Origin of the sequence: Streptomyces sp. NPDC127084 (genome assembly GCF_042724175.1) — a bacterium.
Taxonomy (GTDB): Bacteria; Actinomycetota; Actinomycetes; order Streptomycetales; family Streptomycetaceae; genus Streptomyces.
In genome coordinates, this window is record NZ_JBHXFA010000035.1 from 1 (window position 1) to 14,040 (window position 14,040).

General features: G+C 71.3%; 14 protein-coding genes and 1 tRNA gene. 7 read left to right on the plus strand and 8 right to left on the minus strand.

Translation table 11 applies throughout. The annotated features are described in order from the left end of the window. Positions 1-41: 41 nt before the first annotated feature. The 5 genes from ACFWI9_RS11200 to ACFWI9_RS11220 all read right to left on the minus strand — a co-directional run bounded on the left by ACFWI9_RS11200 (position 42) and on the right by ACFWI9_RS11220 (position 4,603). Positions 42-1,490 carry an HD-GYP domain-containing protein gene (locus ACFWI9_RS11200; protein WP_387160800.1) on the minus strand — a complete coding sequence of 483 codons (1,449 nt, stop codon included), beginning with the start codon at positions 1,488-1,490 and terminating at the stop codon, positions 42-44. Between the two features lie 257 nt (positions 1,491-1,747). Next, entirely contained in the window at positions 1,748-2,071 is a 324-nt protein-coding gene (gene rsrA, locus ACFWI9_RS11205) for a mycothiol system anti-sigma-R factor (RefSeq protein WP_387160801.1), read from the minus strand. Further along, a complete protein-coding gene (locus ACFWI9_RS11210; RefSeq protein ID WP_387160802.1) occupies positions 2,068-2,718 on the minus strand; it encodes a sigma-70 family RNA polymerase sigma factor in 651 nt (216 codons plus the stop codon). The genes rsrA and ACFWI9_RS11210 overlap by 4 nt, the downstream gene beginning before the upstream one ends. Before the next feature lie 360 nt (positions 2,719-3,078). After that, entirely contained in the window at positions 3,079-3,714 is a 636-nt protein-coding gene (locus ACFWI9_RS11215) for an alpha/beta family hydrolase (protein ID WP_387160804.1), read from the minus strand. Positions 3,715-3,787: 73 nt separating this feature from the next. After that, positions 3,788-4,603, minus strand: coding sequence for an SOS response-associated peptidase (locus ACFWI9_RS11220; protein ID WP_387160806.1), 816 nt, complete (start codon positions 4,601-4,603; stop codon positions 3,788-3,790). 49 nt (positions 4,604-4,652) lie between these two features. On the opposite strand from ACFWI9_RS11220, the gene ACFWI9_RS11225 reads away from it, so the two are divergent. The 4 genes from ACFWI9_RS11225 (at position 4,653) to ACFWI9_RS11240 (ending at position 8,405) form a co-directional block, all read left to right on the plus strand. Further along, positions 4,653-5,393 carry a M50 family metallopeptidase gene (locus ACFWI9_RS11225; protein WP_387160808.1) on the plus strand — a complete coding sequence of 247 codons (741 nt, stop codon included), beginning with the start codon at positions 4,653-4,655 and terminating at the stop codon, positions 5,391-5,393. Positions 5,394-5,494: 101 nt separating this feature from the next. Further along, positions 5,495-6,835 carry a 3-phosphoshikimate 1-carboxyvinyltransferase gene (aroA, locus tag ACFWI9_RS11230; RefSeq protein ID WP_387160811.1) on the plus strand — a complete coding sequence of 447 codons (1,341 nt, stop codon included), beginning with the start codon at positions 5,495-5,497 and terminating at the stop codon, positions 6,833-6,835. 16 nt (positions 6,836-6,851) lie between these two features. Continuing rightward, the gene (gene rsgA, locus ACFWI9_RS11235; RefSeq protein WP_387160812.1) at positions 6,852-7,892 is read left to right on the plus strand and encodes a ribosome small subunit-dependent GTPase A; all 1,041 of its coding nucleotides are present in this window, start codon (positions 6,852-6,854) and stop codon (positions 7,890-7,892) included. A 189-nt stretch (positions 7,893-8,081) separates the two neighbouring features. Continuing rightward, a complete protein-coding gene (locus tag ACFWI9_RS11240) occupies positions 8,082-8,405 on the plus strand; it encodes a DMT family transporter (RefSeq protein ID WP_387160813.1) in 324 nt (107 codons plus the stop codon). Here the strand turns inward: ACFWI9_RS11240 and ACFWI9_RS11245 are convergent. Further along, on the minus strand, positions 8,371-9,063 hold the full coding sequence (locus ACFWI9_RS11245) for a TetR/AcrR family transcriptional regulator (protein WP_387160814.1): 693 nt from the start codon (positions 9,061-9,063) through the stop codon (positions 8,371-8,373). The genes ACFWI9_RS11240 and ACFWI9_RS11245 overlap by 35 nt on opposite strands. A 161-nt stretch (positions 9,064-9,224) precedes the next feature. On the opposite strand from ACFWI9_RS11245, the gene hisN reads away from it, so the two are divergent. The 3 genes from hisN (at position 9,225) to ACFWI9_RS11260 (ending at position 11,197) form a co-directional block, all read left to right on the plus strand. Then, positions 9,225-10,025 carry a histidinol-phosphatase gene (gene hisN, locus ACFWI9_RS11250; protein ID WP_387160815.1) on the plus strand — a complete coding sequence of 267 codons (801 nt, stop codon included), beginning with the start codon at positions 9,225-9,227 and terminating at the stop codon, positions 10,023-10,025. 175 nt (positions 10,026-10,200) lie between these two features. Beyond that, positions 10,201-10,602: a cyclic nucleotide-binding/CBS domain-containing protein gene (locus ACFWI9_RS11255; protein WP_387160816.1), complete on the plus strand. Its 402-nt coding sequence runs from the start codon at positions 10,201-10,203 to the stop codon at positions 10,600-10,602. A gap of 178 nt (positions 10,603-10,780) precedes the next feature. Then, positions 10,781-11,197 (plus strand): Fur family transcriptional regulator, encoded by a 417-nt coding sequence (locus ACFWI9_RS11260; RefSeq protein ID WP_387160817.1) that lies wholly within the window; start codon positions 10,781-10,783, stop codon positions 11,195-11,197. 118 nt (positions 11,198-11,315) lie between these two features. Here the strand turns inward: ACFWI9_RS11260 and ACFWI9_RS11265 are convergent. Next, positions 11,316-11,389, minus strand: a tRNA-Met gene (locus ACFWI9_RS11265). 196 nt (positions 11,390-11,585) lie between these two features. Further along, the gene (locus tag ACFWI9_RS11270) at positions 11,586-13,811 is read right to left on the minus strand and encodes a tetratricopeptide repeat protein (protein ID WP_387160818.1); all 2,226 of its coding nucleotides are present in this window, start codon (positions 13,809-13,811) and stop codon (positions 11,586-11,588) included. Positions 13,812-14,040 lie beyond the last annotated feature (229 nt).

The following is a 14,040-nucleotide window of genomic DNA, read 5'->3' on the forward strand; positions in this document are numbered from 1 at the left end:
CGTGTACACGGCCGCGACGGCGACCGGCACCGGGCCGCGCCTCATGTGCCCTGCCCGTCGGCGGCGGTACGGACGGGCGGTGCCGCACCCCGCGGCTGCGGGAGCCGCGTCGGCGGAGCACCGGGCGGGTGCGGCTCGTCCGCGGTGACCTCCGTCCGCCAGCCGTGCCGGGACAGGGCGTTGACGAGCGCGCGGACCATACGCGGGTCGAAGTGGGTGCCCGCGCAGCGCTCCAGTTCCTCGACGGCCTCGGCGACCGGACGCGCCCTGCTGTAGGAGCGGCTGGACGTCATGGCGTCGAACGCGTCCGCGACGGCCACGACCCGGGCGGACTCGGGGATCTGGTCCCCGGCGAGACCGTACGGGTAGCCGCTGCCGTCGATCCGTTCGTGGTGATGGAGGATCGCCGCCCTTGCGTCCCCGAGGAAGCCGATGCCTCGAACCATCTCGTGCCCGTACTCCGGGTGGAGCTCGATCACCCGGCGCTCGTCGGGGGTGAGGGGGCCGTCCTTGCGCAGCACCCGGGTGGGGACGCCCAGCTTGCCGACGTCGTGCAGGATCCCGGCGAACCGGATGACCTCCAGCCGTTCCTCGTCCATCCCCAGCTCGCACGCGATCAGCACGGACGCCCGCCCTACGCGTTCGCTGTGCCCGCGGGTGTACTCGTCCTTGATGTCGACCGCCTGGACCAGGGCGCGGATGGTGGCGCGGTGGGTCCCGCGTTCGTGGTGGTACTCGGCGAACACCCACGAGGAGATGTACACCGGCAGCAGCACGAACAGCGCGGAGACCGGCCCGTAGGCGCTGTGCCACAGCACGGCCGCCATTACCGCGGCGAGTCCGTGCACCAGGTGCGGGGCGAGCGACCCCGGCAGCAGCCCGTACCAGGTGGTTGCCGGTGGTGAGCGCTCGGCGCCGGCCAGGATCGCCGCGTCGAGGGCGGTGAGCACCAGGCAGAACGCCAGTACGGATGCCAGGGCCACCGGCAGTACGCGGGGAAAGGCCGGCGCGGTGCCGAGTCCTCCGCTGAGCACGGCGGCCCAGGAGGCGGCCCATGTCGCCAGGGCGAGTTCGGCCGCCCGCCACACCCGCCGGGCCCCGACGGGGGTACGGTCCACGGGCGCCGCGAGCGCGCCCGGGATGGCGGCCAGCGCTGCGGCGGGTGGGGGCAGCACCAGGGCCGCGGCGAGCAGTACGGGGAAGAACGATCCGGCACCGGCTGACGGGGAGCCCTCGGCCGGCCGGCCGCGTAGGAGGCCCAAGGGATCCACGTGCCCTAAGTGCCCCACATGACCCGAGGGCCCCATGAGCCCCGCCGGCCCCAGAAACCGGCGCAGTGGCAGCTCGCCCACCGCGTACGCCCCGGCGAGCACGGCGAGATCCGTCCACGGGACCTGTGCGCCCGGGCGCAAGGCGGGCAGCACGCTTGCGACGGCGCACACCACGGCGCACAGAATCAGCGCGCGCGCCCTGCCCGGAATGCCTCTCACCCGCCCGCAGCCCTCCTCGGCGACCCCGACCCCGGCAACCCTGCCTCCCCCAGACAGAGCGCCAGGTTAACGAGTTGAGCGGCGGGCAGCGGTGGAAGAGCAGCGGTTCGCACCATCGGGTGAAGTGCGTGCCATCGGGTGACAGAGAGCCCCTCGTTCCAGGCGCACGCACACCCGGCACGCACGCACCAGCACGCGTAAGGGGCGCATCTCGCTGGATGCGCCCCTTACGGATGGTCGACTGCCGTCTGCCGCGGCTACTGCGCCGCCGCGCCCGGCCGCTCCGTCGCGACCGTTACGTCCACGTCCTGCTCCGGTACGGCCTCACCGGCCCTGATCAGCTCGATCCGGCCCATGACCTTCGCCCGCAGATCGGACGGCACGTCGTCATGCCCGCAGCAGCGCTTGACGAGCTTCTTCACCGCCTGTTCGAGGCCGTACTTCTCCAGGCACGGGGAGCACTCCTCGAAGTGCGACTCGAACTTGGTGCAGTCGGCGTCGGGCATCTCACGGTCGAGGAACTCGTACAGGTGGTCGAGCACCTCTGAGCAATCTGTCTCATGCGGCTCTCCGCAGCTCATGAGCCCGAGCCTTTCCGATCGTTCGTCGACTCCCCGGCGCCGGCGGGCACCAGCCCCCGCTCACGGGCGTAGTCCTCGAGCATCCCGCGCAACTGGCGGCGGCCCCGGTGCAGTCGGGACATCACCGTACCGATGGGGGTACCCATGATGTCCGCGATCTCCTTGTACGCAAAGCCCTCGACGTCCGCCAGATACACCGCGATGCGGAACTCCTCGGGGATCGCCTGGAGCGCTTCCTTCACGTCGGAGTCGGGCAGGTGGTCCAGCGCCTGGGACTCGGCGGAGCGCAGCCCGGTCGACATATGCGACTCGGCACGCGCGAGCTGCCAGTCCTCGATCTCCTCCGCCGCACTGCGCTGGGGCTCGCGCTGCTTCTTGCGGTACGAGTTGATGAACGTGTTGGTGAGGATGCGGTACAGCCAGGCCTTGAGGTTGGTGCCTTCGCGGAACTGGTGGAACGAGCCGTACGCCTTCGCATACGTCTCCTGAACGAGATCCTCGGCATCGGCCGGATTGCGCGTCATACGCAGGGCGGCCGAGTACATCTGGTCCAGGTAGCCGAGAGCGTCCCGCTCGAATCGTGCGTTGCGCTCGGCGGCCGTCTCTTCTTCCGTGCGGCCGTCGTCGGTCCCAGTGACCGGACCCACCTCCTCCAACGCTGGGGCGAGGCCGAAAGCGGACCCGCTCGAATCGGAGGATAGACGACCAACCGCTCCGCCCGCCGCCTGAACGGCTCCGCTCCTGGGTGCCGGAAGTACGGTCCAGTGCAGGTCAGAGGCGTACGGGAGGTTCGGGCAGATGGTCGAACCCATGCGGCGGACTTCCTCTCCAAGCTCGTGCGGTGACGTTGAGGTCAACGGACGCGACACCGCGGGTATTCCCCCGCCCGCACGGCTTCTCTGGGCCTTTTCCCAGGGCCTTCAGGTCCGCTCCTGTTCCGCTCCGGCCACGGTCGGTCTGGTCGGTTCAGGACCCTTCCAGCCGGTTCCGGTCCGAACGCCCGTGCCTCAGGCCAGCGCCGTGATCCACGTCCGGACCTGGTCCACCGCCGCCGCCAGCGCCTCCTCCTGGCTCAGCGCCGCCCGCTTGGGCACGGACAGCCCGTGGTCGGCGGAGTCCACCGCGACGAGCTCGTACTCCCCCGCAGGGAACTCCCCCGGTCTGCCGAAGGGATCGTTTCCGCCCTGCACGACCAGCACGGGAACCCCGGCACCGAGCAGCTCATCGGCCCGGGACTTCTCCGGGCGGCCCGGTGGGTGCAGCGGGAAGCTCAGCGCGAGTACGGCCCGGGCGCCGAGCTCACGCGCCGTACGGCAGGCCACGCGCGCGCCGGCGCTGCGCCCGCCCGCGACGACCGGCAGCCCCCTCTCCTCCAGTGCGGGCCACAGCCCCCGCCAGCCGGTGTCCAGGGTCTTCGGCGCCGGCGCGACCTTCTTACCGGCGACCCGCCAGGGCTGCTCCACCAGGGCGACGGTCACACCGGAGGCGGGCAGCGCGGTGGCAAGCGCCTGCAAGTCGCTCGCCCCGATACCGCCACCCGCGCCATGGCTCACCGCCAGCACCAGCCGGGCCTCGCCCTGGGCGGGATACCAGGTGATCCGGGCGTCCCCGGCGGGCGTCTCGACAATCTCGCTCTCTGTCACGGTCGAAGTCTCACATCGTCGACGGGTGCGACGGAGGAAGCCCGGTGGCTCAGCAGGGACGAAGGCCGGTGGCTCAGAAGAGGGTGCCCACCTCCGGAGCCGCCAGCTCCTCCAGCAGCTCGGGGCCGTTGTTGCGTACGTTGCTGACGGCAGTCGGCACCGGATACGCGCGCATCAGCCCGCCCGGCGGCGGCGCGAGCAGCTCCCGCAGCTCGTCCACATCCGTGCGCGCCGGATCGAGCCAGGCGTCCCAGCGGTCCGGGGTGAGCATCAGCGGCATCCGCGGATGGATGTCCGACAGCGAACGCGGTCCGTCGGCGGGCGCGACCGCCAGCGGACCCGTCTCCGCCTCCGTGGTGATCACCGAGCAGGTCACCCACCACGACTGCGGGTGATCGTCCGGCAGGGTCCGGTCCCGCCAGAACTCGTACAGGCCGGCCATCGCGAAGACCGACCCGTCGGCGGGCGTGACGAAGTACGGCTGCTTACGCGGCCGCTTCTTCCTCCCCTGGACCTCCAGTTCCCGTTCATCGGCCCCGGTCACCCACTCGTAGTAGCCGTCCGCGGGCAGAATGCAGCGCCGGGCGGCGAACGGTCTCCGGAACGAAGGCTTCTCATGGACGGTCTCCGCCCGGGCGTTGATCATCCGGGCTGCGCCCTCGGGGTTCTTGGCGAACGACGGCACCAGGCCCCACTTGAGTTTCCGGAGCTGGCGAACCGGACGACGGTCCTCCGCGTCCTTCACAGGACGTTCGAGTACCGCGTAGACCTCCTTCGTGGGAGCCACGTTCCAGTCCGGATCCAGAGCCTCCGCCGGTTCCCACTTCTCGACCTGGAAGAGTCCCGTGAGGTCCTCGGGCCTGCGACTCGCTGCATACCTACCGCACATGAGTGCCACACTGCCACGACCCCCCGCCCCCCGAGGAGCCTCCCCGAAAATGGCCAGTACCGAAATCTTCGGCACCCAGCCCGCCCCGGAACTGTGGCTGGTCATAGGCACCGCCGCGCTCGCCCTCGCCGCGGTCGTCCCGCGCGCGTTGTGGCGGCTGTCGCGGAACGCGATCACGATCGCCCACGAGGGCGGCCACGGACTGATCGCCCTGGTCACCGGACGGCGGCTGGACGGCATCAGGCTGCACTCCGACACCAGCGGTCTCACCGTCAGCCGGGGCAAGCCCACCGGCCTCGGCATGATCCTCACCGCCGCTGCCGGCTACACCGCCCCACCGCTGCTCGGACTCGGCGGCGCTTGGCTGCTCGCCGCGCACCGCATCACGCTGCTGCTGTGGGTGGCGACGGCGCTGCTGCTCGCGATGCTGGTGATGATCCGCAACGCATACGGGGCGCTGACCGTGATCCTGACCGGCTCGGCCTTCCTGCTGGTGTCGTGGCTGACCGGTCCGCTGGTCCAGGCGGGCTTCGCCTACACGGCGGTGTGGTTCCTGCTCCTCGGCGGGGTACGCCCGGCCTTCGAGCTCCAGTCGAAGCGGCGGCACTGGAGCAGCCGCGCAGCGTCGTTCGAGGGCGGTGGCGGGGGACTGTCGGGCGGTGCGCCCGACTCGGACGCCGACCAGCTGGCCCGGCTGACGCACGTGCCGCCCGCGATGTGGTTCTTCCTCTTCCACTCGGTGTCGCTGTGCTCGCTGATCGGCGGCGGGCGCTGGCTGCTCGGTCTTTGAACGCCGTACGCGGCAGGGCCACGTGACCAGGGCAGCTGGCCGGTGTCCATTGACTGGTAGGGAAACGGCTCCAGTGCCCCGCGCCCACTAAAGTGATGGCCATGACCGACAGCTCCCCGCATCCCGACCTCTGGCCCGCCCCTCACGCAAGCGGGCCCGTCCACGCGACGGTCACCGTGCCCGGATCCAAGTCGGTCACCAACCGCGCGCTCGTGCTGGCGGCGCTGGCCGCCGAGCCGGGCTGGCTGCGCCGCCCGCTGCGCTCCCGGGACACCCTGCTGATGGCCGAGGCCCTGCGGGCGATGGGCGTCGGCATCGAGGAGCAGGTGTCCTCCAGCTCCACCGCCACCGGCGGCCCCGACAGCGGCGAGGCCTGGCGGATCATCCCGGCCGGGCTGCACGGCCCCGCCACCGTCGACGTCGGCAACGCCGGCACCGTGATGCGCTTCCTGCCACCCGTGGCCGCCTTGGCCGACGGGCCCATCCGCTTCGACGGCGACCCCCGTTCGTACGAGCGTCCGCTCGGCGGGGTGATCGACGGGCTGCGCGCCCTCGGCGCCCGGATCGATGACGACGGACGCGGCGCCCTCCCGATGACTGTGCACGGCGGCGGAGCGCTGGACGGCGGGCCGGTCGAGATCGACGCTTCCTCGTCCTCCCAGTTCGTGTCCGCCCTGCTGCTGTCCGCGCCGCGCTTCAACCAGGGTGTGGAGGTGCGGCACACCGGCGCCACCCTGCCGTCGATGCCGCATATCCGGATGACCGTCGACATGCTGCGTGCGGTCGGAGCGCAGGTGGACGAGCCGGAGACCGGTGGCGAACCCAATGTGTGGCGGGTCCGCAGTGGCGCGCTGCTCGGGCGGGATCTGACCGTGGAACCCGATCTGTCCAACGCCCAGCCGTTCCTGGCGGCGGCGCTGGTGACGGGGGGCCGGGTGACGATCCCCGACTGGCCCGAACGGACCACCCAGCCCGGTGACGCGCTGCGGGAGATCTTCACGGCGATGGGCGGTTCCTGCGAGCTCACGGACTCCGGTCTGACCTTCACCGGAACGGGCCGTATCCATGGCATCGACGTCGATCTCGGCGAGGTCGGCGAGCTGACTCCGGGCATCGCCGCGGTGGCCGCCCTCGCGGACTCCCCTTCGACGCTGCGCGGTGTCGCGCATCTGCGACTGCACGAGACCGACCGTCTCGCCGCGCTCACCAAGGAGATCAACGAGCTCGGCGGCGATGTGACGGAGACGGCGGACGGGCTGCACATCCGGCCGAGGCCGCTGCACGGCGGGGTGTTCCGCACCTATGACGACCACCGGATGGCCACCGCCGGTGCGATCATCGGCCTCGCCGTACCGGGGGTCGAGATCGAGAACGTGGGGACGACCGCCAAGACCCTTCCCGACTTCCCGAGAATGTGGACCGACATGCTCGCGGGCAACTGAGCGGGGACGGCAGGACATGCGCCGCTACGGAAAGCACACCGACGAGGACGACGTCCGCGTCCGCCCCAACCGCAAGGGCAATCGCCCCCGTACGAACATCAGGCCGAAGCACGAGGACGCCGCCGAGGGCATGGTGCTGACCGTGGACCGGGGCCGGCTCACCTGCCTTGTCGACGGGCGCACCATCATGGCGATGAAGGCCCGTGAGCTGGGCCGCAAGGCGGCCATCGTCGGGGACCGGGTCAGCCTGGTCGGGGACCTTTCGGGGAACAAGGACACCCTCGCCCGTATCGTCCGCATCGAGGAGCGGTCGTCCGTACTGCGGCGCACGGCCGACGACGACGATCCATATGAGCGGGTCGTGGTCGCCAACGCCGACCAGCTCGCCATCGTCACAGCCCTCGCCGACCCCGAGCCGCGGCCACGGCTGATCGACCGCTGCCTGGTCGCGGCGTACGACGGCGGTCTCGAACCGCTGCTGGTGCTGACCAAGTCGGATCTGGCCGGGCCGGAGAAGCTGCTGGAGCTGTACGGGGCGCTGGACATCCCGTACGTCGTGACCTCGCGCGAAGAGCTGTACGGAGGGGACGCGGCGGACCGGGTACGCGAGCACCTGGGCGGGCGGATCACCGCTTTCGTGGGCCATTCGGGCGTCGGCAAGACCACGCTGGTGAACGCGCTGGTACCGGAGGAGCGCCGGCGTACGACCGGCCGTGTCAACGCGGTCACGGGCCGCGGCCGGCACACCACGACATCCGCGCTGGCGCTGCCGCTGGCGGGCACCGGCGGTGCGGCCGTCCCGGAGGACGGGCACGAGGGCTGGGTGATCGACACTCCCGGAGTGCGTTCCTTCGGGCTGCACCACATCGACCCCTCGCGGGTCATCCACGCCTTCCCGGACCTGGAGCCGGGCACGGAGGGCTGTCCGCGTGCCTGTTCGCACGACGAGCCGGACTGCGCGCTGGACGAGTGGGTGGCGCAGGGGCACGCCGACCCGGCGCGGCTGTACTCCTTGCGGCGGCTGCTGGCGACCCGCGACCGCCGTGAGGGCGACTGAGCACTCCGCTGAGGGGCCGGCACCGCCGCTCCCGAAACGAAACATGCGGCTGCCGCCGAACCGTGCCGTGACCGATGGCGGGCGACGCGCGGATGATCTTGGCTTGTACGTTTGCGGGCACTCGACGCTGGTAAGTGCATAATCGCACCAAGTGACACGAAGCAGTCACCGACGCGGGAGGCACTCACGATGGCGTGGCTGCTCGTAGTGGTCGCCGGACTCCTGGAGACAGGATTCGCGGTCTGTCTCAAGCTCTCGCACGGATTCACCCGGCTGTGGCCGACGATCGCGTTCGCGGTGTTCGCCCTGGGCAGCTTCGGCTTGCTCACCCTCTCGCTGCGCAAGTTGGACGTGGGTCCCGCGTATGCGGTGTGGACCGGTATCGGCGCGGCAGGGACGGCGATCTACGGCATGGTCTTCCTGGACGAGGTCACATCCACACTCAAGATCGTCTCCATCACGCTGGTGATCGCCGGGGTCATCGGCCTCCAGCTCTCGGGGTCGAGCCACTGACGCCACCGGCGCCGTTGACACCACCGCCGCCGACGCCGCGGACGCCGCCGACCGCGTAACGGACCAGCGGTCCGATGCCTCCGAGGCCCCCGGGCGGCGGTGCGACGACACAGGACAGCGCGAGCCTGACGGCCAGCTCACAGCGCCGCGCCAGCTCCGCGGGGTCCTCCCTGCCCGCACGGCCCCTGCCTTCGTGTTCGAAGACGGCGACGACACGGTCCCGTACGACTGCGACCAGCTCCCCGGGTGCCGGATGCCCGGCGTCGGCGCGTCGCTGTGCGGGAACGATGGCGCGCGACACGGACCTGCCGACGCGAGGCGTCGGAAGGCGTTCGCCCCAGCAGCCGGTGAGCAGCCCGTGCAGCAGCGGCCGGACGCGGGCCTCACCCACGGTCCACTCGGCGATCGCCGCCAGGCGTTCGGCGCAGTTCGCGGCCCCGTCCCGCCTCAGGAGCCGGTCCACACCCTGGAGATAGGCGTCGGTCTCACGCCGTACGAGGGCGCGGGCTAGGCCGTCCTTGCTGCCGAACTCGTTGTACAGCGTCTGCCGGGACACCCCGGCCACCGCGGCGACATCGACCATCCGGATCCCTGACCAGGGCAGCTCGGACAGGGCGGTGAGAGCGGCGTTCAGCAGTGCTTCGCGGGCTGTGGGCATCGTCGCCTCCCAGGCGGGGGCGGGCTTCGCGGACCTCGCGGGCCTCGCGGGCCTCACCGACTTCGCGTACCGGCGTCTCCGCGCTCAGAGTTGACGTATCGGCACACATCGTCAAGAGGGCCTCGGAACCCGGGCCTCCCCCGCAGCAGTAGAGTGCGGCCATGGCCGACTATCACGATGATCTGCGTCTCGCCCATGTCCTCGCGGACGCCGCCGACGCGGCGACGATGGACCGGTTCAAGGCCCTCGACCTCAAGGTCGAGACCAAGCCGGACATGACACCGGTGAGCGAGGCCGACAAGGCCGCCGAGGAGCTGATCCGCTCACAGCTCCAGCGCGCCAGGCCGCGTGACGCGATCCTCGGCGAGGAGTACGGCATCGAGGGCACCGGGCCGCGGCGCTGGGTCGTCGATCCCATCGACGGCACCAAGAACTACGTACGCGGCGTGCCCGTCTGGGCGACCCTGATCTCACTGATGGAGGCCGGCAAGGGCGGCTACCAGCCGGTCGTCGGCGTTGTGTCCGCGCCCGCGCTCGGGCGCCGCTGGTGGGCGGCGAAAGGCGCGGGTGCCTACTCGGGCCGCAGCCTGTCGTCGGCGACGCGGCTGAGCGTCTCCAAGGTGTCCCGGCTCCCCGACGCCTCCTTCGCGTACTCCTCGCTGAGCGGCTGGGAGGAGCGCGGCAGACTGAACGGCTTCCTGGATCTGACCCGGTCCGTCTGGCGCACCCGTGCCTACGGCGACTTCTGGCCTTACATGATGGTCGCCGAGGGCTCGGTGGACATCTGCGCCGAGCCGGAGTTGTCCCTCTGGGACATGGCCGCGAACGCGATCATCGTCCAGGAGGCGGGGGGCAGGTTCACCGGGCTCGACGGCGTTCCGGGTCCGCACAGCGGCAACGCGGCGGCATCGAACGGGCTGCTGCACGAGGAGTTGCTCGACTTCCTCGACCCGCGCCACTGACGGATTCGCGCCCCACAAGCCCCCATCGGGCCGCGCACCACCCCTTGTTGGCATCGCGATTCGCTGAGACTCTGAGAATCCCCCCACTTGTGAACTTGTGAACGATTTCTCAGGCGCCCGCGCGGTGCCGAGTCCTGTCCACCCGGGGGGTTCATCCAAGGAGGTGGCTCCGTCCATGCTCGTCCGTGACGCCATGAGCACAGTGGTCCTCACCATCGGCCCCGCCCACACCCTCCGACAGGCGGCCCGGCTGATGTCCGGCCGTCGCGTCGGAGCGGCCATCGTCCTCGACCCCGACACCAGCGGCCTCGGCATCCTCACCGAGCGCGACATCCTGAACTCACTCGGCGCGGGTCAGGACCCGGACCTCGAAGCATCAGGCGCCCACACGACCAACGACATCGTCTTCGCCGCACCCTCCTGGACACTGGAGGCCGCAGCGGGGGCCATGGCACACGGGGGCTTCCGCCATCTCATCGTGCTGGACGACGCCGAGCCCATCGGCATCGTCTCCGTGCGTGACATCATCCGCTGCTGGGTGCCCGCGCGTCAGCACAACACGACGCTCACGGGGTAGCCGCACGGAAGTAGCGCAAGCCGCCACGAACAGGCATCAAACAGGATCCCGAAACAGTCACAGACAGGCATGTCGACAGCGGGTCGGACACCCTGAAGGACCCGGCCCGCTGTCGACTGCGATCATTCTTACAATGGACAATGTCTAAGTCCCGCCACTGACTGTTAGGCTGATACGCATGAGTGACCTGTTGGAACGACTGCGCGGACGCGGTTGGCGTATGACCGCGCAGCGGCGCGTCGTCGCCGAGGTCCTCGACGGTGAGCACGTCCATCTGACCGCCGACGAGGTGCACGCGCGCGCCGTCGAACGGCTTCCCGAGATCTCCCGGGCGACGGTGTACAACACGCTGGGTGAGCTGGTCTCGCTCGGTGAGGTCCTGGAGGTCTCCACGGACCGGCGCGCCAAGCGCTACGACCCGAACGCACACCGCCCGCACCAGCATCTGGTCTGCTCGCGGTGCGGCACGATCCGCGATGTGCACCCGACAGGCAGCCCGCTCACCGCCCTCCCCGACGCGGAGCGCTTCGGCTTCACGATCTCCGATGTCGAGGTCACCTACCGGGGTCTCTGCCCGAGCTGCGCTACGGCATAACCCTGCCGCCTGACCGGTAGGGCCTGTGGCACCCCCCCGGCGGTCCATCCGGGGCCGGGGGACTCGGCAAGCACACCGAAGGCCCGGAAGCAGATGCTTCCGGGCCTTCGGCCTTCAGTAGCGGGGACAGGATTTGAACCTGCGACCTCTGGGTTATGAGCCCAGCGAGCTACCGAGCTGCTCCACCCCGCGTCGGTGAACCCAACAGTACGGGATGCCGACCTCCAGTGCAAAATCCATATCCCGGGCCACACCCGGCACAGGCTTCACACCCGGAGTCCAGGCGGCCCAGTCCTGGCACGCACCCATGGACAGGACTGGCACTGGCGCTCGGTCAGCCCGGCCTAGCGGGACCCGGGCGGGCCGTCCCGCGCGCTGGGCCCGGCCCTCAGGCCGTCAGCTCCTGACTCAGCGCATCCCGCAGTCGGGCCGCCCGCTCGGCGACCTCAGCCGGGCCCATCGTCACCGCCCGGCCGCACCAGCGCTGCGCCTCCAGCAGCTCACCCCGGCGCGCGCAGAGCAGAGCCAGCCGCAGCGCCGCCCGCCCGTGCCCCGCGTCCGCAGCGCGCTGCCACCAGAGCGCGGCCTCCTGCTCGTCACCCTCGCGGGCGAGCAGCAGACCGAGGTTGAACGCCCCGTTGCGGCTGCCCGACTCCGCCGCCTCCCGGTACCACCGCACCGCGTCCACCAGGTCCCCCCGGGCGGCGGCCAGCATGCCGACCCGCACCTGAGCGCGCCGGTGCCCCTGCTCGGCGGCCCGCTCGTACCACTCCTCGCACTCGGACTTCTCCGCGACCGGCTCCCCGAGCACTGGCGCCCCCGGCGAAGGCTGCCGTGCGTCGAGTACGGTCGCGAGCCGGAACGCCGCCTCGGCGTTGCCGCTGCCCGCCGCGCACCGCAGATAGCGCTCCGCCTCACCGGCCTCGCCGTCGCGCAGCAGGGCCATGCCCACCTGGAGCGCCGCCTCGGTGTGCCCGGCCGTGGCGGCACGCTCGTACCAGCGCAGTGCGGTGCGGTCGTCGTCCCGCCCGGCGTACAGGATGCCGAGGTTGAACGCGGCGTCCACGCTGCCCGCTTCCGCGGCCTTGGAGAACCACGGCTCAGCTCCGGTCGGGTCGCCCGCCTGGAGGATGAGGACCGCGAGCGCGTTGGCCGCCTCCCGATGCCCGGCGTACGCGGCGCGGCGGTACCACTGCTCGGCCTGGGGCGTACGGTCCTGGGCCGCGCAGAGCAGACCCAGGTTGTACGCGCCGTTGACGTCGCCCGCGTCCATGGCCGCGCGGTACCAGCGCTCGGCGGTCTGCTGCTCCCCCCGGGCGGCGTGCAGTGCGCCGAGCGCGTTGGCGGCGTTGCCGTCACCCTCCTTGGCCGCCCGCAGCCACCACACGGCCGCGGCATCCTCGTCGCCCGCGTCCCGCAGCAGGAAGCCGAGTGCACAGGCGGCGCGGGGCTCCCCGTCCTTGGCCGAGGTGAGGTACCAGCGTCCGGCCTCTCTCAGCTCGCCTCGCCGCTCCAGGACTGCCCCGAGCTGGAGTGCCGCTCGCCGGTGTCCGCGCGCGGCCGCCTGGCGGTACCACTGCTCGGCTTCACGCCAGAGATCTTCGACCGCGTCGGCCCCGGCCGGGGACCTGTCCGCGGTGGCGGTGCGCTGCGTACCGATGGTGAGCCGCGTACCGGTGGCACCACCCGCGGACACCATTCCGTCGCCGCCGCGAGGGTGTTCCCCTGCCGTACCGAAGGTGGGCCCCGCGTACGAGGGCGGGACCGCCGGGGCGGCCCCGACGGCGCCGCGGGCGCGCCGCTCCAGAGCGCCGGCCAGGCGGTACGCCGCCTCGCGGTGCCCCTGTTCGGCAGCCGAGCGCAGCCAGCGCTCAGCACCGGGTTCGCTGCGGTGTTCCAGCAGGTCCGCCAGGGCGTAGGCGCCGAGGGCGTGTCCCTGCTCGGCGGACTGGCGCAGCCAGTACTCAGCCGCGGGGTCGTCGCCGCGCTCGCGGTAGTGGCGACCCAGCGCGTGTGCGGCGGCGGCCGAACCCGCGACAGCGGCGATACGCCACCAGCCCGCGGCCTCGTCCGGGTAGCCACGCTGGTGAAGCAGCACGCCCAGGTTGTTCGCGGCGGCGCGGTCGCCTTCGGCGGTCGCGGCTCGCAGCTGCGGTTCGGCGCCATCGAGGTCGCCGCGGCGCAGCAGCATCGCCCCGAGGATGCTCATGGACGCGATGTCGCCGGCCTCGGCCGCCCGGCGGTGCCGCGCCTCGTCCTCCGCCTCGGCGGTGTCGCCGGCGGCCACGGAGTCACCATCGCCATAGCGGAGGGGCTCAGCGGGCTCGGTGAGGTCGTCGGAGTCGGCGAAACCGACGAGCCCGGGGATGTCGGCGAGATCGGCGGCACCACCAGCACCGACGGGGGCGGCAGGGCCCACCTGGACGGCGGGGTCGACAAGCTCGGCGGACTCGGCAGGCTCGGCGGTCAGGGGAACGGCGAAGGGCTCGGCAAGCCGAAGAGCGCTCCCTGATTCCGCGTCACCGACTCCGACCGCCGCCATCGCGGTCCTGGTATGCCCCTGCGCAAACCGCCCTGTCCCCAACAGAGTTACCTTGTCCCCCATAAATCCCATCGTCGCACCACCCGTAACCCGCGTACACCTGGTATATCGCAGCCAGTGAGGTCACTTCAGCGTTTTGTCGACATGCCCACAGAGAGACAAGTCAAACACGTCTCACCCCAACTCGGCCCCCTCGGCACGCGCTTCTCCCCCCATGGGTTTCCCACACACGCGAACACACAGGAACCCGCCCGCATGCAGAATGGGGGGCTGGGGGGTGGGCGTTGGGTGGGGGTGTCTG